Raw genomic sequence first — 25,052 nt, 5'->3', positions numbered from 1 at the left:
GCGTAGTCAGCTTTCGCGCCTGCTGTCTGGGCGGGCAGTTACTTGATGTAAAGCTGCGTCGCCAGGGTATTGCCCGGCGCGTTGATTGAGGTGTTGCTAAAGGTGAACGTTCCCTCCTGCTTGCCCGCCAGATCGAAGACGTAGAGGTAGCCTACGGTTTTTCTGCCGACGGTGCATTCTGTCAGGTTGCCGTTATCAAAGGCGCAGACCGGCGTACGGGTACCGTTGAGATCGAACCCGTCCAGACCGACCCGCGCCGCGCGTCCGTAGCCGACTTCCAGCACATACACCTTGATGCTCGGCCCGCTGTGATTACAGCGGGTCTGTTCCTGGCCGGGTGCAATGTCTTCAAAGCCACAGGCCGGCGACTCGACCTTGACCACCTTGACCTGGCTCAGCGCCGGCGCCGAAGCAGCCCACACCGCCTGCCCCCCCGCCAAAGAGGCGATGACCATCGCGAATACCCCCGCCAGACGCCTGTTCATGCAAGTCCCATTGTCCCGAATGCCGGCGCGCAGTATGGCGCACTTGGCCTGAACGCAAAACATCGACGACGATCGCAGCCATAAGCAGCCACAGCCCCACACTGCTGGTATGATGCGCGGCTTTTTCCGACCCACAGAAAATTAACGGGCCCCTTTCACGGTCTGTGCTTTGCTGTTGAGGTCGATACATTCACGGCGCCCGGCGCGCCACGGGGAGCAGACATGCTGGAAAGGCTGTTTCAACTCAAGGCACACAACACCAACGTGCGGACCGAGATTCTTGCGGGTATCACGACCTTCCTGGCCATGGCCTACATCCTGTTCGTCAACCCGAGCATTCTCGGCGAGACAGGCATGGACAAGGGCGCGGTGTTCGTCGCGACCTGCCTGGCAGCAGCCATCGGCTCCACCGTGATGGGCCTGATCGCCAACTATCCGATCGCGCTGGCACCGGGCATGGGCCTGAATGCCTTCTTCACCTATACCGTCGTGCTGCACATGGGCCACACCTGGCAAGTGGCGTTGGGCGCGGTATTCATCTCGGCGGTGCTGTTCTTCCTGCTGTCGATCTTCCGGATCCGCGAATGGATCATCAACAGCATCCCGTTGCCACTGCGTTCAGCCATTGCCGCCGGCATCGGCCTGTTCCTGGCGTTGATTGCCCTGCATAACGCCGGCATCGTGGTCAGTAACCCGGCGACCATGGTCGGCCTTGGCGACCTGAAGCAGCCGGCACCGATTCTCGCGACCCTGGGCTTTGCCCTGATCGTCGCCCTCGAAGCCCTGAAAATCCGTGGCGCGGTGCTGATCGGCATCCTGGTGGTCACCATCGCCTCCATCGCCTTGGGGTTCACGCCCTTTGGTGGCGTGATGTCGATGCCGCCATCCCTGGCGCCAACCTTCCTGCAACTGGATATCAAGGGCGCACTGGACATCGGTCTGGTCAGCGTTATTTTCGCCTTCCTGTTCGTCGATCTGTTCGACAACTCCGGCACCCTGATCGGCGTCGCCAAGCGCGCCGGCCTGATGGGCAAAGACGGCCACATGCCGAAGATGGGCCGTGCGCTCATCGCCGACAGCACCGCGGCCATGGCCGGTTCGCTGCTGGGCACCTCGACGACCACCAGCTACATCGAATCCGCAGCCGGTGTGAGTGCTGGTGGCCGTACTGGCCTGACGGCCGTGGTGGTGGCGATCCTGTTCCTGCTGGCGCTGTTCTTCTCGCCACTGGCCGCCAGCGTTCCGGCGTTCGCAACCGCTCCGGCACTGCTGTTCGTCGCAGTGCTGATGACATCCGGCCTGGCCGAAATAGACTGGGACGACATCACCGTAGCGGCACCGGTCGTGGTGACCACCCTGGCCATGCCGTTCACTTATTCCATCGCCAACGGCATCGCCTTCGGTTTCATCTCCTGGACCGCGATCAAGTTGCTGTCCGGCCGCGCCCGTGAGCTCAATCCGGCGCTGGTGATTCTGTCGATTCTGTTCGTGATCAAGTTGGGTTGGTTCAACGCATGACTTTTGATTCCCAGGCCTACGCTGCTCAGCTCGAAGACAAGGTCACACGCCTGCGTGGCCTGCTGGCCCCGTTCGATGCACCTGAACCGACCGTGTTCGACTCGCCGCTGCAGAACTTCCGGCTGCGTGCCGAGTTTCGCTTGTGGCGCGAAGCCGGCGAACGTCATTACGCCATGTTTTCCCCGGAAGACAAACGCACGCCGATCCTGATCGAAGCCTTTCCGATCGCCAGCCTGCGCATCAATCTACTGATGCCGCAACTTAAAGCCGCCTGGCAAGCCAGCGCGCCCTTGAGTAACAAGTTGTTCCAGGTGGAGTTTTTGACCACCCTGGCCGGCGACGCGATGATCACTCTGTGTTATCACCGTCCGCTGGACGAGCACTGGCACGCCGCCGCGTCGAAATTGGCAGCCGACCTGAATGTGAGTGTGATTGGCCGCTCAAAGGGTAAGCGCGAAGTCATCGGTCGCGATTACGTGGTGGAGAAGCTCGAAGTGGGCGGTCGCACCTTCAGCTACCGCCAGCCCGAAGGCGCATTCACCCAGCCCAACGGCACCGTGAACCAGAAGATGCTCAACTGGGCGTATGAATCCCTGGGCGATCGCCCGGACGATTTGCTCGAACTGTATTGCGGCAACGGCAACTTCACCCTGCCCCTCGCGACCCGCGTGCGCAAGGCACTGGCGACCGAAATCAGCAAGTCTTCAGTCAATGCGGCACTGAGCAATCTCAGCGAAAACGCGGTGGATAACGTCACCCTGGTGCGCCTGTCTGCCGAAGAACTGACCGAAGCCTTGAACGAAGTGCGGCCATTCCGTCGCCTGCAAGGCATCGACCTCAAGAGTTACGAATTTGGCAGTGTCTTCGTCGACCCGCCGCGCGCCGGCATGGACCCGGACACCTGCGAACTGACTCGGCGTTTCGACAACATTCTGTACATTTCCTGCAACCCGGAAACCCTGGCAGCCAACATCGCCCAGTTGCACGACACGCACCGCATCACCCGTTGCGCAATGTTCGACCAGTTCCCATGGACCCATCACATGGAATCCGGCGTCATGCTGACCCGGCGCTGAGTTCAACAGCCAACATCAAACAAGCCGTCGTCCTGACGGCTTTTTTGTGCGCGCCTAAAGCACCGCATCCACTTTGCGCGGGCGCCCGCCTTTCTTGCCATTGGCCCGAGCTGCAGCAGACTTCGCGGCGCTGCTTTGCCGGCCATTGCGCGAAGCGGCGACGGAAGCGGCCATGGCCATCAACGGTTTGCTGGCAGAGATCATCCCGGCAATCGACACCTGCAGGTCCTTGCCCTCATGACACAGGGCGGTCCCCGAAAACCCGACAGTCAAAGCTGCAAAGTCCTCGGCGCAGAAATCATCGAACTCAGCGTAGAGCTTCACGGGCAGCAACACGCCGCTACCGTCTTCGAAACTCACGGTCAGACGCGATGCCCCATGGGTGACCGCAATTGCCTGAAGGCCGTTTTGTTGCCTCAACTGCCCACGCTCGATCGCCTCGTCCAGTGCTGCCTCGGTCACTGGCTGATCCACCAGTGTTTTTGCTTTTATCGTTTTCAAAGTTCGATCTCCACGCTCCAGATCCCGGCATTCACATGTGCATGCGGAGGGCAGTGTTCATCGCGCAGCATAATCACCAGTGAAAGTCCCTTGTAGCGACATACATTCATACTAACCCATCCGTTAGGTTATTGGATCAATATCCTGATCCTATCCTCGTAAAATTCGACGATCGGCGCGGCGAGCCGAATCGAAATCCTACCCCTCAGGCTAGCGCTGAGCTCGCCGCAAGCCTGGGGAAAGGCACGCTAATAAGTAAGCAATCCTTTCACCCCCCAGCATGATCGGTACAGAATCAGCTTCACTTGATCCACGGTGTAATTAACCATGCAGCGACTCTTTGACGATCTCCAGTTGGGCAGCATTGAGCTGTTTTGCCTGGCTGCCGAGGCTGGCAGTTTTACCGCGGCGGCGCTGGTGGCGGGGGTGACGCCGGCGGCGGTGAGTCGCTCGGTATCGCGCATGGAAGAGCGCCTTGGGGTGCGGTTGTTCGCGCGTACCACTCGTAGCGTCAAGCTCACCGACAGCGGCCGGCGCTACTACGAAGAATGTCGCCAGGCGCTGGCACAGCTTGTTGAGGCGCAGCGCGAGGTCATGGGCCAGCAGCAGCAACCTTCAGGCACGTTGCGCATCAGCATTCCCACCACGTATGGCCATCACCGCATCCTGCCGTTACTGCCAGCCTTCAGGGCGCGCTTTCCCGATGTGAAGGTGCAAGTGCACATCAGTAACCGCAATATCGATTTCGTAGGAGAAGGTTATGACATGGCGATTCGCGTGCGGGCCATCCCGGACTCCGGCCTGATCGCCCGACCACTTGAAGATGCCGCCCTGGTGATGATTGCCAGCCCCGACTACCTCAAGCAGGCGGGCGTGCCGCAGACCCTGGACGACCTGTCACGGCACGAATGCATTCAGTACGAATTACCCAGCAGCGGCCGGCGCATTGCCTGGTTGTTCAATGACGGTGGCACGCCTGTCGAGCTTCTGGCCCAAGGCAATCTCAGTTGCTCCGACGACGTGCTGGGCGGCGTGACCCTGGCAAAACACGGCGCGGGGTTGTTTCAGACTTATCGCTTTATCGTTGAAAAGGAGTTGGCCGACGGCTCGCTGGTGGAAGTGCTCAAACCCTACGGTGGACGTTCAAGGCCGTTTACCCTGCTCTATCCCCAGAGCCGCCATGTACCACTGCGGCTGCGGGCGTTCATCGATTTCCTGGTGGAGCAGCTGCCGCGATGAAAAGTCGTCCGATCACCGCACACAAATGCTAACGGGCGCACCTCGTCAATTGACCACATTAACCATCTAGTACATTTTATCTCCACAGGCTGAGACCATCGGCCAACGCCAACAATAATAAGTGGAGATACCCATGGACCCTATCGTCCTGGTGCTTAACGGCCCAAACCTGAATCTGCTCGGCACCCGCGAACCGGCCACCTATGGCCATGAAACCCTGGCGGACATTTCCGCGCTGTGCGGTCGCGCCGCAGAAGAATTCGGACTGCGAGTGGAATTCCGCCAGACCAATCATGAAGGTGAACTGCTGGACTGGATTCACGCCGCCCGCGGGCGCTGCGCAGGCATCGTGATCAATCCGGCAGCCTGGACCCATACCTCGGTCGCGATCCGTGATGCCCTGGTAGCCAGTGAATTGCCAGTGATCGAGGTTCATCTGTCCAACGTTCATGCCCGTGAACCCTTTCGTCACCACTCGTTCGTCTCTGCGGTGGCCATGGCGGTGATGGCCGGTTTCGGCAGCCATGGTTATCGCCTGGCACTGGAGCACTTTCGCCAGCAGTTGAAAGGGTGAGCACCATGGACCCGCATAACGTGGTACTGGCCGGCCTGATCGGCGCTGGCATCCAGGCGTCGCGCACCCCGGCGCTGCACGAACAGGAGGGCGATGCCCAGGGCTTGCGCTACCTCTATCGCCTGATCGATCTCGACCAGTTGCAACTCGACAGCGGCGCCCTGCCCGACTTGCTGCTGGCCGCCGAGCGCATGAACTTCACGGGGCTGAACATCACCTTCCCCTGCAAGCAAACCATCATTCCCCTGCTCGACGAACTGTCGCCGGAAGCCCGGGGAATTGGCGCGGTAAACACAGTGGTGCTGAAGGAAGGTAAACGCATCGGCCACAACACCGACTGCCTGGGATTTGCCGAAGGTTTTCGCCGCGGCTTGCCGGACGTTGGCGTGGCACGCGTGGTGCAGATGGGTGCTGGCGGAGCCGGTGCGGCGGTGGCCCACGCGCTGCTGAGCGAAGGCGCACAGCTGCTGAGCATTTTTGATGTGGAGATCCGTCGCGCCCAAGCGCTGGCAGATAATCTCAACCAGCATTTCGGTGCTGGCCGCGCAGTTGCCGGGCAAGATTTACCTGGCGCCCTCGCCGTGGCCGACGGCCTGGTGAACACCACGCCCATGGGCATGAAAAAACTGCCGGGCACGCCGGTGCCGGTGGAATTGCTGCGCCGGGAATTGTGGGTGGCGGAGATCGTGTACTTCCCGCTGGAGACTGAACTGCTGCGCCAGGCCCGCGCCCTGGGATGCCGGACCCTGGACGGCGGCAACATGGCGGTGTTTCAGGCGGTGAAGGCGTTTGAGCTGTTCAGTGGCGTGGCGCCCGATGCGCAGCGGATGCTGGCGCATTTCCAGGGGATGGTCGGATAGACACAGGAAGAACAGATCGCAGCGTTCGGCAGAGGCTGCGATCCTGGGTTCATGCCTTGAGGTAGCGCAGGACAGACTCGCAGATCATTTCCCGATGGCGCTGCTTGATGCCTTCATCCGGCAGGTCGATCTGGAAAATCTCGCCGAAAGTATGGCGGTTCGACACTCGGTAGAAGCAGAACGAACTCATCAGCAGATGCACGTCCAGCGGGTCGAGACCCGCACGGAACACCCCCTCCTCGGCACCACGGCGCAGAATGACGCCCAGTGAATCGAGCACCGTGTTGTTCATGGTCTTGATCGCATCGGAGCGCTTCACGTATTCGGCGTTGTGAATGTTCTCGATGCTCACGATGCGCACGAAATCGACGTTGCGGTCATGGTGGTCGAACGTGAACTCCACCAGGCGCCGGATCGCTTCCACCGGGGGCAGTTCGGTCAGGTGCAGGCGGTTTTCAGTGCTGCGGATGTCGCCGTACAACTTTTCCAGCACCTCGACGTAGAGCTGTTCCTTACTCCCGAAGTAGTAATAGATCATGCGCTTGGAGGTGTGGATGCGCTCGGCGATCGCATCGACCCGCGCACCGGAAAGCCCCTGCTGCACGAACTCGACAATGGCCTCTTGAAGAATGTTCTCGCGGGTCTTTTCCGGGTTGTTCTTGCGGCTCTTGCGCGGCTCGGCAAGGGATTTGTCAGGCGCTGCGGAGAGTTCTGAAGTTATTGTCATCGCGGGCTCACGGCCATCACTGCACAGGCGGCGATTATGGGCCGCGCCGCACGGCGAAGGAAGCCGCACGGCATGGGTTTGCACTGGGGCTTACCAATTTCCTACAACTTTGCCTGACGCACGGCCCCGCTGCGCGACTTGGCCATGGCAGCCAAACGCACGGCGACGTTGGCCGCGCCGTATCCGGCATAGCCGTTCTTGCGCTGGATGATCTCGAAGAAAAATCGCCCTTCAAACGGCTCGGTGTACACGTGAAACAGCTCGCCACCCTGGGCATCACGGTCGTACAGCACGTTGAAGTACGCCAGTTCGCTGAGGAATTCGTCGTCGAAATCGAAGCGCGCAGCCAGGTCGTCGTAATAGTTGAGCGGAATATCCAGCAGCGGCACCCCGGCCTCTTTCGCACGACTGACCTCAGCAAAAATATCATCGCAGTCAAACGCGATGTGATGCACACCGGAACCGCGATAACTCGACAACGCGTGGGAGATCGCGGTGTTGCGGTTCTCGGAGATATTGAGCGGCAGACGGATCGAGCTGTCGCGGCTGCGCAATGCCCGGCTTTTCACCAGGCCATAAGGATCGGGCAGCACCACTTCGTCGTCCGCTTCAAAATCCAGCAAGCTCTTGTAGAACAGCACCCAGCTGTCGAGGCTGTCAGCCGGCAGCGCCATGGCCATATGGTCGATACGCTTGAGCCCGCCGCTCGCCTGGGCGACCGGTTGCAGGTTGAAGTCGGTGCCATAGACGTCGGCATGCTGGTCGACCAGATAGATCAGGCTGCCATCCGGCGCGCGCACTGCGGCCAGTTCAAGCTCGTTGGGGCCTACCAGCCCACGATAGGGCTGGCCCTTGTAGGCGACCGCGCGAGCCAGGGCACTGCCGCTGTCTTTCACCCGCACGGCAGTGGCGCACAGCGAAGGACCGTGGGCTTCGAAAAAACTGTGGGCGAAGGAGTAAGGCTCGGAGTTGAGGATCAGGTTGATGTCGCCTTGACGCAACAGGCTCACGCTCTTGGAGCGATGCTGCCCGGCCTTGACGAAGCCCAGCCGCTCCAGCCAATGGGAAAGCTTGGCGCCAAGGCTTTCGTCCACCGCGAATTCGAGAAATTCGATGCCGTTGTACTCGCTGGCCTTGGGCGTTTCGAACAAAATTTCAGGGCTGGCCACCGGCTTGGCCTCCTGCGCGAGGCGCTCGCGGGTTTTCTCTTCAAGATACAGCAGCGAGCGCAGGCCATCGGCGGCGTTGGCCCGAGGTGGCGCGGCGCGGAAGCCGTCGTTGAAAATTTCCAGCGAAAGTGGCCCGGTGTAACCGCTCTTGATGATCGGTGCGAGAAAGCCGGGAAGATCGAATTCACCTTGGCCGGGGAAGCAACGGAAGTGCCGGCTCCATTCCAGCACATCCATGGCCAGGATCGGCGCGTCGGCCATCTGCACAAAGAAGATCTTGTCGCCGGGAATCTGCGCGATCCCCGCAGGATCACCCTTGAGTGACAAGGTGTGGAAGCTGTCAAGCAGCACGCCGAGACTCGGATGATCGGCCTGACGCACAATGTTCCAGACCTGCTGCCAGGTGTTGACGTGCCGTCCCCAGGCGAGCGCTTCGTAGCCGATGCGCAGGCCTCGGGCACCTGCGCGCTCGGCCAGCAGGCGCAAGTCGTCGACCAGAATCTGTTCATCACCCAGGGAGTCGGCCGAGGCGTTGCTGCACACCAGCACCAGGTCGGTACCCAGTTCCTGCATCAGGTCGAACTTGCGCTCGGCCCGCTCCAGGTTGCGCGGCAGGCGGTCGCGGCGGCATCCTTCGAAGTCGCGAAAAGGCTGGAACAGTGTGATGGCGATGCCGAGATCGGCACACATCTGTTTAATTTCCCGCGGACTGCCGTCGTAGTAGAGAAGGTCGTTCTCGAAAATCTCCACCCCGTCAAAGCCGGCGGCGGCAATGGCTTCGAGTTTTTCCGGCAGGGTACCGCTCAAGGACACGGTGGCAATGGAACGCTGCATCTTTCGACTCCCGGTGGTGGAGATCTTATTGGGGGTATTGCATGCTCCCGGCGTAGGAGCTGTCGAGTGAAACGAGGCTGCGATCTTTTGATCTGGCGATCAAAACAAAGTCAAAAGATCGCAGCCTCGTTTCACTCGGCAGCTCCTACAGGGAGACCGTATATTTCTGTTGAGGGGAATTATTAGGCTGGCAGTCTCGCACAGCAATTCAAAGTGTACTATCCGGTTAGTTTTATGTGCGATTATCGAACAAAATGCCGCTTGGCGAATTGACGATTTTTCGTCCACTGCCCACCATCGACTCCACATTGGGTGCGGTCACAGGTCGGCCCGATGAACATAGATTCAAAACACCACATAAAAATAATCGGTGGCTTAAATGACTCCTTCTCAAAGCTCTTCCGTGGAGCGTTCCTCCATGATTCCTGCCACCGGTGGCATTGGCGACAAGGTTCGAGGCGCCATGGCAGTCGGCAAGACCCGCTGGGGCATGCTGGCACTGGTGTTTTTCGCTACAACGCTGAACTATATCGACCGCGCCGCACTGGGCGTCATGCAGCCGATCCTGGCCAAGGAGATGAGCTGGACGGCGATGGATTACGCCAACATCAACTTCTGGTTCCAGGTCGGCTACGCCATCGGCTTTGTCCTGCAGGGCCGGTTGATTGATCGGGTCGGCGTAAAACGGGTGTTCTTCTGCGCCGTCCTGTTGTGGAGCCTGGCGACCGGCGCGCATGGCCTGGCCACTTCGGCGGTCGGCTTCATGGTCTGCAGGTTCATCCTCGGGCTAACCGAAGCGGCCAACTATCCGGCCTGCGTCAAGACCACCCGGCTGTGGTTCCCCGCCGGCGAACGCGCCGTGGCCACCGGGATCTTCAATGCCGGGACCAACGTCGGCGCGATGTTCACCCCGATGCTGCTGCCGCTGATTCTGCACGTGTGGGGCTGGCAGGCCGCATTCCTGTGCATGTCGGCACTGGGCGGGATCTGGTTGTTGTTCTGGGGTTTGAAGTACTTCAACCCGGAAGATCATCCAGGCGTCAGACAATCGGAACTGGACTACATCCAGCAGGAGGTCGAGCCGGAACAAACCCGCGTGCCCTTCTCGAAAATCCTGCGCATGCGCGGCACATGGGCCTTCGCCCTCGCTTACTCGATGACTGCGCCGGTGTTCTGGTTCTACCTTTACTGGCTGCCACCGTTCCTTAACCAGCAATACAACCTGGGGATCAACGTGACCCAGATGGGCATCCCGCTGATCATCATCTATGTGACGGCTGACTTCGGCAGCGTCGGCGGCGGGATCCTGTCTTCGTTCCTGATTGGCCGCGGGATCAATCCGATCAAGGCGCGACTGATGTCCATGTTCCTGTTTGCCTGCTGCATCGTCGGCGTGGTCATGGCGGCAGGTTCCAGCAGTTTGTGGGTTGCCGTAGCCGCGATCTCGCTGGCCATCGGCGCGCACCAGGCCTGGACGGCGAATATCTGGAGCCTGGTGATGGACTACACGCCCAAGCACATGATGAGTACCGTGTTCGGTTTCGGCGGCATGTGCGCCGCGATTGGCGGGATGTTCATGACCCAGCTGGTCGGCCATATCCTGACCATCACCAACAACAACTACACCGTACTGTTCACCATGATTCCGGCGATGTACTTCATCGCGCTGATCTGGATGTACTTCATGGCGCCGCGCAAGATCCCTTCCGTTATCGACTGAAATCTCCCGCGGCAGGCCTGATTCCAGGCCTGCCCACGCTCTCTAGCGGCGACTCTGTTGCCACACCGCTGCCAACCCGCTGCAACAGATCACCGCAATCCCGATGATCGTGGTCAGGGTCGGTGTGTGGGAGAACAGCAGCCAGCCCAGCAACCCGGCAAAGACGATCTGGCAATAACCGAAAGGCGCCAGCAACGCCGGGGCCGCGTAGCGGAATGCCTGGGTCAGGAACAAGTGCGCGGTCATCCCGCAAGCCCCCAGCGCCACCATGAGCAACCCATGACCCAGGGTCGGTACCTGCCAGAAAAACGGTACCAGCGCGCTCATCACCAGGGTGTTACACAAACCGGCGAAGAAGTTGCTGGTGGTCGGGCTGTCGATCTCGCTGAGCTTGCGGGTCAACAACTGGTAAAAACAGAAAAACAGCGCCGAGCACAAGGGCAGCAGCACCGCCGGCGTGAACAGCTCACCACCCGGGTGAACGATGATCAACACGCCGATGAATCCGCAGATCACCGCGATCCACTGGCCGCGGGTCACGTGCTCGCGCAGCAGTGGTACCGACAGTGCCGTGACCAGCACCGGGGCCAGAAAGTTGACTGCCGTAGCTTCCGCCAGGGGGATGTACTGCAGGCCGGTGGTAAAAAACAGACTGGTGCCGAGCAGGCACAAGGCCCTGACCAGCTGCAGCAGCGGGCGTTTGGTACGCAGCACGCGCAAGCCCGACTGCGGCAGGAAGATCCCCGCCATCAACAAGGTGTGCACCATATAACGGGCCCACACCACCATGACGATTGGATAGAAACCCGACAGGTATTTTGACAACGCGTCGTGACTGGAAAACAGGAAGGTCGCGACAACGATCAGCAAGATGCCCTTGAAGGGTTGGTTGACGCCGGAGAGCGGAGTGCTGATACGTGACGTCAAGGCGATACTCTCTGAAAGGAATAACAAGCCAATGGATCAATATTCTAGAACCTTGTTCCATTTTTTCAAACTAACAGGCCGAGAAAGCGTGCGAACAGCGTACAGTTTTTCCATTACGGCCATTGCGCTCGCCTGGAACAATCAACCGTTGAAAAACTCCGACGCCTGGCTGGCCGCCGACAGCTCTTCGGTGAACTGCAACAGCAGCGGCGCCAGATCGTGCAACCGCGCACCTGGCAACCGAGCGCTGGGGCCGGCAAGACTCAGCACGCCTATCACCCGCGCATCCAGCGGATGGCGCACCACTGCGGCAATGGCCGAGGTCCCCACCCCCGAACTCTCCTCTACCCAGGCATAACCCTGTTCGCGTCCCTGGCGCAGACGCTCCAGCAGTTCAATGTTCGAACGCGGCGCGTTCGGCCCGGGTGCTGGCAATGTGTCGCCGCCCTGGCGCTCGACCAGCGCCAGGGCTTCGGCATCGGACAGGCTCGCCAGCCACGCATGCCCCGAGGCGGTATAGAACAGTGGGGCATCGCGCCCCATGTCGGGGTCATAACGCAAGCCGGAACGAGCGCCCTGGGATTTGGCGATCCAGGTCAGTCGCTCCCCCGAGATCACACCCAGGCGAACCAGTTCGCCCGTTTCCTCGGCCAGTCGATCGAGTACCGGCTGGACGATATCGCCGCCGCTGCGAGACAGGTAGCGAAAGCCCATGGCGACCAGCCTGGTCGATAAGTGATAGCGCAGGTTATCCGGATTCTGCCGCACATAACCCAGGCGGATCAGCTCGGTCAGCAAACGGTGGGTGGCACTCTTGGGAATTCCCAGCTGTTCGGCCAATACCTGCATCGGTACGCCCTTGGGTTCACCGGTAAGGGTTTCCAGCACGCTGAAAACGCGTTCGATCTGACTGCCGGCCATGAGAGGTTCCACGAGAAAGGTTTTATCGATTCTAAAAGACAATGCTGCGAATGCGAAATCTGGAACCGGTTCTGCCCGGAGCTGTCAGACGACCGGACTGGCGCGGCTCCTGCACACCAGCAACACTCATCACCACGCATCTTCATCAGATTAAGGAAAGAGGGCTCACCCATGCTATGGAAAAAAGGCCGGCGCAGCGACAATGTGGTCGACGCCCGTGGAGATGACGTGGGCGGTGGTGGCGGTGGGATGCGCTTCGGTGGCGGCAAAGGGCTGAGCCTGACGGCGATCATCCTGATTGTCGGCATAGGCTGGATCACCGGCCAGGATCCACTGCAGATTCTCGGGCAATTGACCGGGCAGATGAGCGAACAGTCGGCACCCGCCACCAACCAGAGCCGCAAGGCGCCACCGGCCAATGACGAAGGCGCCGAATTTGTACGCTCGATTCTCGGCGATACCGAAGACACCTGGGGCCAGATTTTTCAGCAGGCCGGCCGGCAGTACAAGGATCCGACCCTGGTGATGTTCAGCGGCAGGGTCAACTCTGCCTGCGGGATGGCCACCTCGGCCACCGGGCCGTTCTATTGCCCGGCGGATCAGAAGGTCTATCTGGACACCAGCTTCTTCCAGGAAATGTCGCAGCGTTTTTCCGCAGCCGGTGACTTTGCGCAGGCCTATGTGATCGCTCACGAAGTTGGCCACCATGTGCAGACCCTGCTCGGCGTCTCGGCAAAAATCCAGGCTGCTCGCCAGCAAGGGCGGCAAATGGAAGGCGATGGCGGTTTGCTGGTACGCCAGGAACTTCAGGCCGATTGCCTGGCCGGCGTGTGGGCCAATAATGCCCAGCAACGGCTGAACTGGCTCGAACCCGGCGACATCGAAGAAGCCTTGAATGCGGCCAACGCCATTGGCGACGACCGCCTGCAACAGCGCGGCCAGGGTCGCGTGGTTCCGGACTCGTTCACCCATGGCACTTCGGCGCAACGGGTACGCTGGTTCAAAACCGGGTTCGCCCAGGGCCAGATCAGCCAGTGCGACACCTTCGCCGCGAAAAACCTGTAGATGAACAAGTGGTGGCTGGTCCTGTTGATCACCTGCACCAGTTCCCAGGCTGCCGACCACGGTGTGCGAGACATCAGCCCCGGTCGCCTGTTGTTGAAGGAAGGCGAAATGGCAGTCGGTATCGGCCCGGCACCGGCGACCATAGAGCGCGTGCTGATCATCGTCCATGGCCGGCTACGCAACGCCGAAACTTACCGCAAAACCGCTGAACACGCGGCCGAGCAAGCGGGACAGGCGTCGACCACGTTGGTGATCGCCCCGCAATTTCTCAATGAATCCGACGTCGCGCTACATCCATTGGCCGACACGGTTTTGCGTTGGCAAGGCAATGAATGGATGGCCGGTGGATTGTCCACGGCGCCTTTTGCCCTCAGTTCGTACGGGGCAATGGACCAGATCATTGGCCGTTTCGCTGACCGGCAACAGTTTCCGGCGCTCAAGGAAGTGGTGATCGCCGGACACTCTGGCGGGGCCCAGGTGGTCCAGCGTTATGCGCTGCTGGGTCATGATCAGCCGGAACTCGACGCCGCCGGAGTTCGGGTGCGTTATGTGATTGCCAACCCGTCTTCCTACGCCTATTTGGATGAACGTCGGCCGGTGGCGTTCAGCCACGCCGGCTGTGGGGATTACAATCGCTGGAAATACGGGCTGGCGGATCTGCCCGCGTATGCCGAGGGCCAGACGCCCGCGACGCTGGAGGCCAGTTACGTCAAACGCGATGTCATTTACTTGCTGGGCCAGCAGGATATCGATCCGAATCATCCAGCCCTGGATAAAAGCTGCGAAGCCAAAGCCCAGGGTGCGAATCGTTTGGCGCGCGGGCGCAGTTATTTTGAGTATTTGAAGCGCGACCATCCCCAGGGTTTGAATCAGCAACTGATCGAAGTGCCCGGCGTCGGGCATGATGGGGATGGGATGTTTACCTCGCCTGAGGGGCGCAAAGCGCTCTTTGGTCAGTAGGCAGCAAGGCTTGCCCGCGATGGGCACCTCAAGCCGAAAGCATTTCGCGCAACGCCACACAATCCACCGCATGCCAATCGGTCAACTCCGGCCACGGATTATCCGGCAAGTTCACCAGCACCGTGCGCGCTCCGGCCGCTCTCCCACAATCCAGGTCAAACCGGTAATCGCCAACCATCACCATCTCGCTTGTCGGGACCTTCCACGCATCGGCTAATTTGAGCAGGCCTCCTGGATGAGGTTTCGGCGGCGCTTCGTCGCGCCCCAGCACATCCTCGACCGCAAAGCAGTCGGCCAGGCCGATCGCCTCCAGCGTGACGTGCGCCAGCTCGCGGGCATTGCGCGTCAGGATAGCCAGGCGATAGCCGCGTCCGGCCAACTCGCGCACCAGTTCCACGGCACCCGGTGCCGGTTTCGAACCCAAGGCCAGGTCGCGCTCGTGCTCCAGCAACCACGCGTGCTTGGCGGCGGCTTCCTGCGCCGGCAGCGCCGCGAGATGAGTCAGGATGTCGTCCTCGGCGGGGATGGCCAATGCCACGCGGATAGCCGCGAAGTCATGCACGGCCACCGTCAGGGTGCCGTCCATGTCGAACACCCAGTGCCGCACCGCCGCCAGGCTCATGCCCAGTCCTTGCGGTGACGGATCAGGCCTTCCTGGGTCACCGAGGCCACCAGTTGCCCGGCGCGATTGAACACGCTGCCCCGGGAGAAACCGCGGGAATTGCCCGCCCAAGGGCTGTCCATCGCGTACAGCAGCCAGTCATCGGCACGCAGGTCGGCGTGGAACCACAGCGCGTGATCAAGGCTGGCCACCTGCATGTCCTGATGCCACACCGACTTGCCATGGGGCTGCATCGAGGTGGTCAACAAGCCGAAATCCGAGGCGTAGGCCATCAGATATTTATGCAGCGCCGGGGTGTCGGCCAAGGCGCCGTCGGCGCGAAACCAGACGTACTTGACGGGATCTGAGGGTTGCGGGTTGTAGGGGTCTTCCTCGGTCACCGGACGAAATTCGATGGGCTTGGGGCACAGCAGCTTTTCGCGCATGTGTTCCGGAATCAGGTGAGCACGCTGCTGGGTGAGTTCGAGCTCCGACGGCAGGTTTTCCGGGCCGACCACCACCGGCATCTGTGCCTGGTGCTCGAAGCCCTTTTCGTCGTACTGGAACGAGGCGCTGCAGGTGAAAATCGGGTTGCCCTTCTGGATTGCCGTCACCCGGCGGGTGCTGAAACTGCCGCCATCACGCACTCGATCGACCTGATACACCACCGGCAGCGCAGAGTCCCCCGGACGCAGGAAGTAACCGTGCATCGAGTGCACATGGCGCGCCTCTTCCACTGTCTGACTGGCTGCCGAAAGGGACTGCCCGATGACCTGGCCGCCGAACAACTGGCGAAAACCCAAATCCTGGCTGCGGCCGCGAAACAGGTTTTCTTCGATTGATTCCAGGGTCAACAGGTCGACCAGATCATCCAACACTTGGCTCATTCAGACTCTCCTAACACAACACAATGCCGCGCAGTCTTGGCTGCGACGAACAATTCAATTTCTGGCCAGCGCCATCATGGGAGCCATTGTAAACGTCCGCGCCGGCTTAGCCATGCAGGGTTTGCAGCCATTGTTCACGGCTGATGCGATACAACACATGGTGCTCCAGTGGATGTCCGGCGGCGAGCTTGGGATGATCGAAGTCATCGGCTGAATCATGGTGCATTCCGATGGCTTGCATGACTTTCTCCGACGGCAGATTGGCTTGCGCGGTAAACGCCACCACCTCGTTCAGCCCGAGGCGGTCAAAGCCGCAGCGCAGAGCGGTCCAGGCCGCTTCGCTGGCGTAACCCAGCCCCCAATGTTCACGCGCCAGCCGCCAGCCTATCTCGACCGCCGGGGTAAATGGCGCATCGAAACCCACCACGCCCAGGCCGGTAAAGCCGATAAACGCACCGGTGTCCTTGCGCTCCAGCGCCCACAGGCCGAACCCGTGCTCGGCAAAGTGGCCACGAATGCGCCCGATCAGCGACGCACTTTCCAGACGGCTCAACGGCGCCGGAAAATAGCGCATCACCTGCGGATCGGCGCACATGGCCGCAAACTCAGGCAAATCCGCATCGCTCCATTGTCGCAACAACAGTCGCGCGCTCTCGAGTTCCAGTATCGGCTCCATCGTGCTCCCCTTTCCATGTCGCAAGTCTAGATCGCTGGTAGGATCCCTGATTCTTTCCTGCGTTCCTTCCAGATAAAACCGCCATGCCGCTGCCGTTGATCTACCACGAAGACTACAGTCCCGACTTCCCGGCGGACCACCGCTTCCCCATGGACAAGTTCCGCTTGCTGCGTGACCACCTGGTGGACAGCGGCCTGACCCGGGACGCCGACCTGCTGCGCCCGCAACTGTGCCCGTCGCAAATTCTCGCCCTGGCACATGACCCCGGATACATCGCGCGCTACATGGAAGGCGAGTTGTCCCGCGAAGACCAGCGCCGCCTTGGCCTGCCCTGGAGCGAAGCCCTGGCCCGGCGCACCGTGCGGGCAGTCGGCGGCTCGCTGCTGGCAGCGGAGCAGGCGCTGGAACACGGGCTCGCCTGCCACCTGGCCGGTGGCACCCACCATGCGCACTACGATTATCCAGCCGGATTCTGCATTTTTAACGATCTGGCGGTTATCAGCCGCTATTTGCTGGAAAGTGGCCGGGTGAATCGGGTGCTGATCTTCGATTGCGACGTGCACCAGGGCGATGGGACTGCACGCATCCTGCACAACACCCCGGACGCGGTCACTGTTTCCCTGCACTGCGAAAAGAATTTTCCTGCACGCAAAGCCGAAAGTGACTGGGACATTCCATTACCGATGGGCATGGGCGATGCCGCTTACCTGAAGGTCGTGGACGATGCGCTCAATTATCTGCTGCCGCTCTACCAGCCGGACCTGGTGCTGTATGACGCCGGGGTCGACGTGCACAAGGACGACGCCCTTGGCTACCTGAAGCTGACGGACGAAGGCGTCGCCGCCCGCGACGAAAGCGTGATGCGCCATTGCCTGGGCCGGGACATTCCCGTGGTCGGAGTCATTGGTGGGGGCTACAGCAAAGACCGCAAGGCCCTGGCGCGGCGCCATGGGATTCTGCATCACAGCGCCCAGCGGGTCTGGCAGTCATCAGGTTGTCACTGAGGTGTGGCTGGTTACCCACAATGCCTGTGGAACTGCCTGTGGATAACCTGAGTGAAAGGCGCTGCAAGCCATACTGGCTATGGCGTGCAAAGCACTGGTTGTTTTTTGACCACTCTCGAACACACAATTAATCGCCCGTGCAAGCGGGCTTGGCCCGGGCCCACAAGAGCGTGTGTCGGGCTGGTAGAATGCCCGCCCTATTCCGCCACTGCGCAGCGTTGAAGATGACCCAACCCTCGACCACCCTCCCCCCGCAAGTCGCCATCATCGGCGGCGGCCCCGCCGGCTTGATGGCCGCTGAAGTGTTGAGCCGGGCCGGTTGCAAGGTCGACCTGTACGACGGCATGCCGTCGGTGGGGCGCAAATTCCTGTTGGCCGGGGTCGGGGGCATGAACATCACCCATTCCGAAGCCTATCCGGCCTTTCTGTCGCGCTATGCCGAACGCGCTCCGCAAATCGCACCACTGCTGCGCGCATTTGGCGCCGACGCGCTGTGCCAATGGATACATGACCTGGGCATTGAGACCTTTGTCGGCAGCTCCGGCCGAGTATTTCCCACAGACATGAAAGCCGCCCCGCTGCTGCGCGCCTGGCTCAAACGTCTGCGCGAAGCCGGCGTAGTTATCCACACCCGCCACCGCTGGCTCGGCTGGGATGCGCAGGGTGGATCGCGCATCGACAGCCCCGAGGGCGAAAAAACCATTACGCCAGACGCTACGCTGCTGGCCATGGGCGGTGGCAGCTGGGCGCGACTCGGCTCGGATGGCGCCTGGATGCTGCCCCTGGAACAGTGCGGGGTGCAGCTGGCACCGTTGCAACCGAGCAATTGCGGCTTCGAGGTGCAGGCCTGGAGCGATTTGATGGTCAGTAAATTCGCTGGCGCGCCGCTGAAAAACATCGCCATTGGCCTGGATGACGACGTGCCGCGCCTGGGCGAATGCGTGATCACGGCGACCGGAATTGAAGGCAGCCTGATCTACGCCCTGTCAGCGCCGATTCGCCAGGCCATCAATCGAGATGGCGCGGCCACTGTGCATATTGATCTGCTGCCGGGACGGCCTGTGGATAAAATCCAGGCAGCACTGGATAAACCCCGCGGCTCGCGCTCCATGTCCAAGCACCTGCACAGTCAGCTGGGGATCGATGGGGTGAAAGCGGCATTGCTGCGAGAGCAGGTTGCCGCTGTGGATTTTGCCGACACTGCGCGGCTGGCCCAGGCAATCAAGGCGTTGCCCCTGACCCTGGTGAAAACCCGTCCGCTGGACGAGGCGATCAGCAGCGCCGGTGGCGTGCGGTTCGAAGCGATGGATGAGCGACTGATGCTCAAGCAACTCCCCGGGGTGTTCTGCGCCGGTGAGATGCTGGACTGGGAGGCGCCGACTGGCGGCTACCTGCTGACCGCGTGCTTCGCCAGCGGCCGCGCGGCGGGGCTGGGGATGCTGGAGTGGTTGCAGCGCAAGGATTGAAGACCGAGGCGCGTCCATCGCGAGCCTGCTCGCGATGGCGGCCTGACTAACACCGCACCCGTTAAGGTTTCTTCTTGCGCGGCCCGGTATTAAACACCGGCACCTTGCGCACAGGCTTGATCGAAGGCTCTGGCGTCGATGCTTCTGCGCTCTCGACCCACTTGCCCAGATTGCGTTTGCCGCCGCCGGAAGTCTTGGGTTTCTTCGGCTTTTTCGGCTTCTTGACCACCTGGCCGCTGGCATCGGTGTCCGGCACGCGATGCTCCGGTTCGAAATCATGCTCCATCTGTCGTGGCAGCGTCTGACGCGTCAACGTCTCGATGGCCGACAGCAAATTCACTTCATCGGCGCAGACCAGGGAAATGGCCTGCCCGGTCGCACCTGCACGGCCGGTGCGACCGATGCGGTGAATATAGTCTTCAGCAACGATGGGCAGGTCGAAGTTGACCACCAGCGGCAAATCTTCGATGTCCAGGCCACGGGCCGCGACGTCAGTAGCCACCAGGATCTGCACTTCGCTGGCCTTGAACCGGTCCAGCGCACGCTGACGGGTCGCTTGCGGCTTGTCGCCGTGGATACCGTCGGCGTTTACGCCCAGGCCCTGGAGTTTTTCCACCAGCGCGTCAACACCGTTACGGGTCTTGGCGAACACCAGCACCTGTTTCCACTTGCCCTTGCGCAGCAAATGAATGAACAGCTCCGGCTTGCGCTTCTTGTCGACCGTCACCACCCATTGCTTGACCGTGTTGGCCGCCACGTTGCGCGGGCTGACTTCGATGAGCAGCGGGTCGTTGAGCATTTGCCCGGCCAGTGTGCGAATTGCATCCGAGAAGGTCGCGGAGAACAGCAGCGTCTGGCGCTTCTTCGGCAACGCTTTGTAGATGTTGCCCAGCTCCTCGGAAAAGCCGAGGTCGAGCATGCGATCGGCTTCGTCCAGCACCAGGGTTTGCAGCTGGTTGAACTTGAGCGCGTTCTGGCGGAACAGGTCCAGCAAACGGCCCGGTGTTGCGACCAACAGGTCCACGCCTTTGCGCAGCTTCATCATCTGCGGGTTGATACTGACGCCGCCGTACACGGCATACGTACTCAACGGCAGGTTTTCGGCGTACTGACGCACGGCCTCGTGAACCTGCTCCGCCAGTTCGCGAGTCGGCACCAGGATCAGTGCGCGTACCGAGTTGGCCGTGACTTTCGGCCCTTCCATGGCCAGCAGTTGCAGGAGCGGCAGGGCAAAACCGGCCGTTTTGCCAGTACCGGTCTGGGCCGCAGCCATCAGGTCGCGACCGGCCAGCACCGCCGGGATGGCTTGCGCCTGAACCGGCGTAGGAGTCTGGTAGCCGAGCGTCTCTAGAGAGCGCAGCAAGGGTTCGATCAGGCCAAGGGAGGCGAAAGTCATGGGATTACCGTAGGAAAATTCAGCGCGGTTGTGCAAAACGAGTGTGCAATGCCGCGCAGTTTACCCTAATTCACTCGGGATTCTGTCGGCACCACTGCAGCGGGTTTGACTGGCGGGCGGCGCCACTGCGGCAAGCCGATCAATACCACCGCACTGATGATCACAGCCATCGCCAGCGCCTCCTCTATTCCGATGGTCTCGCCCACAAACACGATGCCCAGCAACACCGCGACGGCCGGGTTGACGTAGGCATAACTGGTCGCGGCAGCGGGACGGACATTTTTCAACAGGTACATGTAGGCGTTAAAAGCGATGATCGAGCCGAAGAGCGTCAGGTAGGCCAGCGCGGCCCAGCCTTCGATCGGTGGCAGGCTGTCCAGGTGTTCACCGCTGAGTGCACTGGCGATTAACAACGCCACGCCGCCGACCAGCATTTCCACGGCGCTGGCCATCGCGCCCTGGGGCAGCGGCAGATGCTTGCTCCACACCGAGCCGAAGGCCCAGGCCGCTGCCGCGAAGATCAGCAGTGCGGCGCCCAGCGGGCTCGATTGCAGGTTGGAACCCAGATTCAACATGGCGATGCCGATCAACCCGAGCACGATCCCGGCCCATTCAAGACGCGTGTTACGCGCGCCCCAGAAATAGCCGCAGAGCAAGGTAAACAACGGCACCGTCGCCACCGCCAGGGCCGCCACGCCCGAGGCAACCCCGGTGTGCTCAGCGACACTGACTGCGCCGTTACCGCAGGTCAGCAGCAAAATCCCGATGACTCCCGCCGCCTTCCACTGTGTCCACGTCGGCGCCGGGGCCCCGCGCCAGCGTAGAAAGGCGTACATCAATGAACCCGCGATGACGAAGCGGATCCCGGCGAGCAGAAGCGGTGGCCAGTATTCCACGCCGATGCGAATCACCAGGTAGGTCGAGCCCCAAATCACGTACAACGCAAAAAAAGCGGCGATCAACGGTAAGGGAAAGCGACGTGGGGCAGACATTGGGAAGCTCGCGGGCAGGACGGGAGAACAGGCATTCTAGGAAAGCGAGCGGGTAAAAATAAGTTACAAAAGCGATTTTTAGCGCCGGTACACTTTCAAAAATGAGTGAGCACAGACGCTACGTAGGAGCTGTCGAGTGAAACGAGGCTGCGATCTTTTCGCTTCTAAGATCAAGATCAAGATCAAGATCAAGATCAAGATCAAGATCAAGATCAAAAGATCGCAGCCTCGTTTCTCTCGGCAGCTCCTACGGGGGATCCGCGCTGTTCCTAGAACCCGCGTATTGGCGGAGCAAACACCACATCAGTTGGCGGACAAAAATCCCGGCATATCACGCAGGCGAATCCAAGGTTCTCTCCTCCAATGAAGCAAGTTCAAGGTTCCACCACCCCAGTCCATAGCCTGCATATGCGGCACTTGAGTCGAAACGGGGCCGGCATCCTCTCGCAACGTCGGCACCACATGTTGAGTCAGCCAACGCCTTAATTGCCGATTCTCCGGGCACAGAACCAAGCCTCTGAGTCCACCAAAAAAGCTCGGAGTTGGATGTGATGGCGAATGAAGCTGCGGGGTACAAATTCGGGTCTCCACGCGGCGATTTCCATAGCGCAGGACTGACCTGAGTCGACAGGCGGATTGGGGGTGACTTTGACCATGTGAATCTCCTAACAAAAGTCGGAGCTACCAGCATCACTTGCAGATGATGGGTGGCAGCGATGTGCAGGCCTGCAAGACCGAGTGTTAGGCACCTCGGCAGACCCAAGGGTCTCCCGCACACAGCTACCATAAATCGATGGTCGCTAGATAACGCGACGCGATTATAGGTGCGGTTGTATGCGCCTAACAAACTTTCGGCGGGCTTGCAGTCCCGGTCGCTGAATTGGAGCGACATCCCAGAGGTTAACGGTCCCATCGCAGGGCAGCAAGGCAGTAAAGCCTTATTGTTTTGTAGGATCGTTCGTCAAAGCAGGAGGCTGCCTTAAACAAAGTGAATCAACATACAATCGGGCCGACTTACTTATTAGCCTTGTTCAGTCTGGTATACGAGGCCACAAGACTAAATTACGAAAAGTCAGAGAGGCGCTAATTGCTGAAGAGCGCTCAAAGCAACATAAGAATCTTTGCAGATCGATTGTAGAGTGGGCGGCCGCAGCCCTGCCAGGATGAGATTCAGAGCCCAATCCGATCAAGATCAAAAGATCGCAGCCTCGTTTCTCTCGGCAGCTCCTACGGGGGATCCGCGCTGTTCCTAGAACCCGCGATGACGCTTCAGATGCTCATTGATCTTCGCCGCCGGCACTTTCTGCAAGCTCACCAGCAAATCATGGGACAACTCTCGCAACCCATGCTTTTGCCGCAACTCCTGCGCCAGATGTGCCGTCAGGTTGGCGGCCATTTCGGCGTCGGCCATGGCCCGGTGAGCCTGGCCGGTGTGGGGCAGTTGGGCGAAGGTGGTCAGCGTGCCCAGCTTATGATTCGGCGCAGCGGGCATCAGGCGGCGGGCCAGCAGCAGCGAGCAGGCGAAGTTCTGCAGGCGGGTGCGCTTGATGCGCCCCAGCTCGAAGTCCCAGAACTTCTGGTCGAACGCGGCGTTGTGCGCCAGCAACGGCGTGATGCCAACGAACTCGTTGACCTCGTTCATCACTTTTTCCGCCGAGGGTGCAGTGCGCAACATGGCGTTGCTGATGCCGGTCAGTTGTTCGATGAAGGGCGGCACTCGTACGCCGGCATTCATCAGGCTCTGGTAACGCTCGACGATGCGCCCCTGTTCAAGGATCACCACGGCAATTTCCGTGGCCCGGCAGCTGCTGCTCGGGGAGATCCCGGTGGTTTCAAAGTCGATGACTGCTATGCGTTCCAAACCTGTTTCAACTCCGTAAAAATCAATTCTTGAGCAGCAACGCGCCTTCGATCGGCACGTAGCGGCTGGCGGCGCGGATCAGCGAGTTGGCGGTGAGTCCCGGTACGCCGTAAGCCACCGCTTGTACCCCATGTTTGCTGATGATGCGCTCCAGCAACATGTCGAAATCACCGTCCCCGGACGCCAGCACCACCTCGTCGACATGATCGGCAGCGTCCATGATGTCCAGCGTGATCCCCACGTCCCAGTCGCCCTTGGCCGAGCCATCGCTGCGCTGGATGTAAGGCTTGAGTTTCACGGTGAAGCCCAGGTTGCGCAGGATCTGCTGGAACTGCTGCTGCTTGCTGTCGCCACGATCGATGGCGTAGGCGTAGGCTTCGACGATCTCGCCCTGCTTGCTGATATCAGCCCACAACGCGGCGTAGTTGAAATGGCAACCATAGGCCTGACGCACGGTGTAGTAGAGGTTCTGGACATCGGCGAACACTGCGATTTTTTTCACCGGGCATCCTCTTTCGCGCACAAGGGCGCGGGCTGGATCGGGCCGCAGGCCCGAAAAGTGGCCCAGTATGCCAGCCCGCAGGCGTATTCCGCGAATAATCGGCCATGTGGCGCGGGCGCAGGGTCGCGCTCGGGCTGGCTTGGGGGACGGCTGCGCAGTCCAGCGCGAGCCGGCCCCTCGCCGCAGGGTCAGACGAAGGAGTCGTCGTCGCCGAAGAACGACGAGCTGTCGTCACTGTAGTCGGCGTCGCTGAAGCCGCCCTGGTCATTGTTGTCAGCCACCCGCTGTTCATCGCCCCAGCCATTGCCGCTATCGCCCTGATCGTTGACCTCGGCCGGTTCTTCCTTGATCACTTCAACCACTTCAGGCTGCTGGTTGTGATGAAACAGGCTGCTGATACCCTGCGCCAGCATGACACCGCCCGCCACTCCCGCCGCCGTTTTCAGGGCGCCGCCGAGAAAACTGTTGCCGGCAGGCTGCTGCGCGCCATAGTTCTGCTGGGGCGGGGCTGCACCGAAGTTCTGCTGTGACGGTTGCGCGTTGAACGACGGCCGGGCGGGCTCGCGCCAGCCGCCACCGCTGGAGGCAGGCGCCGATGATGCCGGCAGCGGATCACGGGAACCGCCGCCAAAGATATTCGATAAAAAGCCACCGCTGGCCGGCGCCGGCGCCTGCGCTTTGGCCGACTGCAGTTCAGCCTGCAATTGCTGCACTTGCCGCGTCAGCTCCTTGTTCTGCTGGTCGAGGCTTTTGATCGCAGCCTCCTGCACCAGAATCGACTGGGCCATGTAATAACCCGCCGCAGGCTGGCGAACCAGGTGCTCATTGATGCGCGCCTCGGCCTGGGCATCACGCGGGGCAGATTGCGCCTGGGCCTCTTGCAGCCGGGAAAACAGGCCATCGATCAGGGTTTGTTCTTCGTTGTTCATGGCGACCTCGTAGATTGCCGGGAATTTCATCGTCCTCATCCGCCGTGGATGGGGTGCCTGACGGTAATGGAGGCTGATGCAGGATGTTTCAATGACCTTTACCGAACGTTTACGTTTGCGCCGCAAAGCGCATCATCGGTTAAAGTGGGCCACTGCTTTCAA

Annotated in this window: 24 protein-coding genes and 1 pseudogene; 10 read left to right on the top strand and 15 right to left on the bottom strand. The window is 60.7% G+C overall.

What is annotated here, in order from left to right; genetic code table 11:
* Positions 1 to 38: 38 nt before the first annotated feature.
* Positions 39 to 485: a DUF4879 domain-containing protein gene (locus IMW75_RS15060; RefSeq protein ID WP_205893066.1), complete on the bottom strand. Its 447-nt coding sequence runs from the start codon at positions 483 to 485 to the stop codon at positions 39 to 41.
* A gap of 222 nt (positions 486 to 707) precedes the next feature.
* On the opposite strand from IMW75_RS15060, the gene IMW75_RS15055 reads away from it, so the two are divergent.
* Both IMW75_RS15055 and trmA read left to right on the top strand, forming a co-directional pair.
* The gene (locus IMW75_RS15055) at positions 708 to 2,003 is read left to right on the top strand and encodes an NCS2 family permease (protein ID WP_045062040.1); all 1,296 of its coding nucleotides are present in this window, start codon (positions 708 to 710) and stop codon (positions 2,001 to 2,003) included.
* Positions 2,000 to 3,079 carry a tRNA (uridine(54)-C5)-methyltransferase TrmA gene (trmA, locus tag IMW75_RS15050; protein WP_205893065.1) on the top strand — a complete coding sequence of 360 codons (1,080 nt, stop codon included), beginning with the start codon at positions 2,000 to 2,002 and terminating at the stop codon, positions 3,077 to 3,079. Before IMW75_RS15055 ends, trmA begins: the two co-directional genes overlap by 4 nt.
* A 54-nt stretch (positions 3,080 to 3,133) precedes the next feature.
* Here trmA and IMW75_RS15045 read toward each other — a convergent pair whose 3' ends face one another.
* The gene (locus IMW75_RS15045; RefSeq protein WP_205893064.1) at positions 3,134 to 3,580 is read right to left on the bottom strand and encodes a DUF2442 domain-containing protein; all 447 of its coding nucleotides are present in this window, start codon (positions 3,578 to 3,580) and stop codon (positions 3,134 to 3,136) included.
* Between the two features lie 2 nt (positions 3,581 to 3,582).
* Positions 3,583 to 3,690, bottom strand: a pseudogene (locus IMW75_RS26955) (DUF4160 domain-containing protein); the annotation flags it as partial.
* Positions 3,691 to 3,907: 217 nt separating this feature from the next.
* Between IMW75_RS26955 and IMW75_RS15040 the strand changes: the two are divergent.
* From IMW75_RS15040 to IMW75_RS15030, 3 genes are all read left to right on the top strand, one after another.
* The gene (locus IMW75_RS15040) at positions 3,908 to 4,819 is read left to right on the top strand and encodes a LysR family transcriptional regulator (protein WP_045062043.1); all 912 of its coding nucleotides are present in this window, start codon (positions 3,908 to 3,910) and stop codon (positions 4,817 to 4,819) included.
* 133 nt (positions 4,820 to 4,952) lie between these two features.
* Positions 4,953 to 5,393, top strand: coding sequence for a type II 3-dehydroquinate dehydratase (gene aroQ / locus IMW75_RS15035; RefSeq protein ID WP_045062044.1), 441 nt, complete (start codon positions 4,953 to 4,955; stop codon positions 5,391 to 5,393).
* A gap of 5 nt (positions 5,394 to 5,398) precedes the next feature.
* Positions 5,399 to 6,253 (top strand): shikimate dehydrogenase, encoded by an 855-nt coding sequence (locus tag IMW75_RS15030; protein WP_205893063.1) that lies wholly within the window; start codon positions 5,399 to 5,401, stop codon positions 6,251 to 6,253.
* Positions 6,254 to 6,302: 49 nt separating this feature from the next.
* On the opposite strand, the gene IMW75_RS15025 is transcribed toward IMW75_RS15030, so the two are convergent.
* Positions 6,303 to 6,980 carry a TetR/AcrR family transcriptional regulator gene (locus IMW75_RS15025; RefSeq protein WP_045062046.1) on the bottom strand — a complete coding sequence of 226 codons (678 nt, stop codon included), beginning with the start codon at positions 6,978 to 6,980 and terminating at the stop codon, positions 6,303 to 6,305.
* Positions 6,981 to 7,081: 101 nt separating this feature from the next.
* Positions 7,082 to 8,983 carry a 3-dehydroshikimate dehydratase QuiC gene (gene quiC, locus IMW75_RS15020; RefSeq protein WP_205893062.1) on the bottom strand — a complete coding sequence of 634 codons (1,902 nt, stop codon included), beginning with the start codon at positions 8,981 to 8,983 and terminating at the stop codon, positions 7,082 to 7,084.
* Positions 8,984 to 9,401: 418 nt separating this feature from the next.
* Between quiC and IMW75_RS15015 the strand changes: the two genes are divergently transcribed.
* Positions 9,402 to 10,703, top strand: a complete 1,302-nt coding sequence (locus IMW75_RS15015; RefSeq protein WP_236695888.1) for an MFS transporter — start codon at positions 9,402 to 9,404, stop codon at positions 10,701 to 10,703.
* A gap of 42 nt (positions 10,704 to 10,745) precedes the next feature.
* On the opposite strand, the gene IMW75_RS15010 is transcribed toward IMW75_RS15015, so the two are convergent.
* Together IMW75_RS15010 and IMW75_RS15005 are read right to left on the bottom strand one after the other, a co-directional pair.
* A complete protein-coding gene (locus IMW75_RS15010) occupies positions 10,746 to 11,630 on the bottom strand; it encodes a DMT family transporter (RefSeq protein WP_045062049.1) in 885 nt (294 codons plus the stop codon).
* A gap of 141 nt (positions 11,631 to 11,771) precedes the next feature.
* Positions 11,772 to 12,551, bottom strand: a complete 780-nt coding sequence (locus IMW75_RS15005; protein WP_045062050.1) for an IclR family transcriptional regulator — start codon at positions 12,549 to 12,551, stop codon at positions 11,772 to 11,774.
* A gap of 171 nt (positions 12,552 to 12,722) precedes the next feature.
* Between IMW75_RS15005 and ypfJ the strand changes: the two genes are divergently transcribed.
* Complete coding sequence (gene ypfJ / locus IMW75_RS15000; protein WP_045062051.1) at positions 12,723 to 13,616, top strand: KPN_02809 family neutral zinc metallopeptidase; 894 nt, start codon at positions 12,723 to 12,725, stop codon at positions 13,614 to 13,616.
* A complete protein-coding gene (locus tag IMW75_RS14995) occupies positions 13,617 to 14,576 on the top strand; it encodes an alpha/beta hydrolase (protein ID WP_205893061.1) in 960 nt (319 codons plus the stop codon).
* A 28-nt stretch (positions 14,577 to 14,604) separates the two neighbouring features.
* On the opposite strand, the gene IMW75_RS14990 is transcribed toward IMW75_RS14995, so the two are convergent.
* From IMW75_RS14990 to IMW75_RS14980, 3 genes are all read right to left on the bottom strand, one after another.
* Positions 14,605 to 15,198, bottom strand: a complete 594-nt coding sequence (locus tag IMW75_RS14990; protein WP_205893060.1) for an HAD family hydrolase — start codon at positions 15,196 to 15,198, stop codon at positions 14,605 to 14,607.
* Entirely contained in the window at positions 15,195 to 16,064 is an 870-nt protein-coding gene (gene tesB, locus IMW75_RS14985; RefSeq protein ID WP_205893059.1) for an acyl-CoA thioesterase II, read from the bottom strand. The genes IMW75_RS14990 and tesB overlap by 4 nt, the downstream gene beginning before the upstream one ends.
* Positions 16,065 to 16,170: 106 nt before the next feature.
* On the bottom strand, positions 16,171 to 16,740 hold the full coding sequence (locus tag IMW75_RS14980) for a GNAT family N-acetyltransferase (protein WP_045062055.1): 570 nt from the start codon (positions 16,738 to 16,740) through the stop codon (positions 16,171 to 16,173).
* 83 nt (positions 16,741 to 16,823) lie between these two features.
* On the opposite strand from IMW75_RS14980, the gene IMW75_RS14975 reads away from it, so the two are divergent.
* Both IMW75_RS14975 and IMW75_RS14970 read left to right on the top strand, forming a co-directional pair.
* Positions 16,824 to 17,744 (top strand): histone deacetylase family protein, encoded by a 921-nt coding sequence (locus IMW75_RS14975; protein ID WP_205893058.1) that lies wholly within the window; start codon positions 16,824 to 16,826, stop codon positions 17,742 to 17,744.
* A 224-nt stretch (positions 17,745 to 17,968) separates the two neighbouring features.
* Positions 17,969 to 19,210, top strand: a complete 1,242-nt coding sequence (locus tag IMW75_RS14970) for a TIGR03862 family flavoprotein (RefSeq protein ID WP_205893077.1) — start codon at positions 17,969 to 17,971, stop codon at positions 19,208 to 19,210.
* Between the two features lie 61 nt (positions 19,211 to 19,271).
* Here the strand turns inward: IMW75_RS14970 and IMW75_RS14965 are convergent, their stop codons facing one another.
* From IMW75_RS14965 to IMW75_RS14945, 5 genes are all read right to left on the bottom strand, one after another.
* Entirely contained in the window at positions 19,272 to 20,606 is a 1,335-nt protein-coding gene (locus IMW75_RS14965; protein ID WP_122838956.1) for an RNA helicase RhlE1, read from the bottom strand.
* 65 nt (positions 20,607 to 20,671) lie between these two features.
* Entirely contained in the window at positions 20,672 to 21,598 is a 927-nt protein-coding gene (gene yedA / locus IMW75_RS14960; RefSeq protein ID WP_205893057.1) for a drug/metabolite exporter YedA, read from the bottom strand.
* A 1,249-nt stretch (positions 21,599 to 22,847) separates the two neighbouring features.
* Positions 22,848 to 23,459 (bottom strand): 3'-5' exonuclease, encoded by a 612-nt coding sequence (locus IMW75_RS14955; protein WP_122838954.1) that lies wholly within the window; start codon positions 23,457 to 23,459, stop codon positions 22,848 to 22,850.
* Positions 23,460 to 23,481: 22 nt separating this feature from the next.
* Positions 23,482 to 23,961: a LabA-like NYN domain-containing protein gene (locus IMW75_RS14950; RefSeq protein ID WP_007946629.1), complete on the bottom strand. Its 480-nt coding sequence runs from the start codon at positions 23,959 to 23,961 to the stop codon at positions 23,482 to 23,484.
* Positions 23,962 to 24,149: 188 nt separating this feature from the next.
* Positions 24,150 to 24,890 carry a DUF2076 domain-containing protein gene (locus tag IMW75_RS14945; protein WP_205893076.1) on the bottom strand — a complete coding sequence of 247 codons (741 nt, stop codon included), beginning with the start codon at positions 24,888 to 24,890 and terminating at the stop codon, positions 24,150 to 24,152.
* Between the last annotated feature and the right edge of the window lie 162 nt (positions 24,891 to 25,052).

Source organism: Pseudomonas gregormendelii, assembly GCF_017114825.1.
In the GTDB taxonomy this organism is placed as follows: Bacteria; Pseudomonadota; Gammaproteobacteria; order Pseudomonadales; family Pseudomonadaceae; genus Aquipseudomonas; species Aquipseudomonas gregormendelii.
The sequence above is the reverse complement of the archived record's forward strand: the minus strand, read 5'-3'. Positions and strand labels throughout refer to the sequence as shown.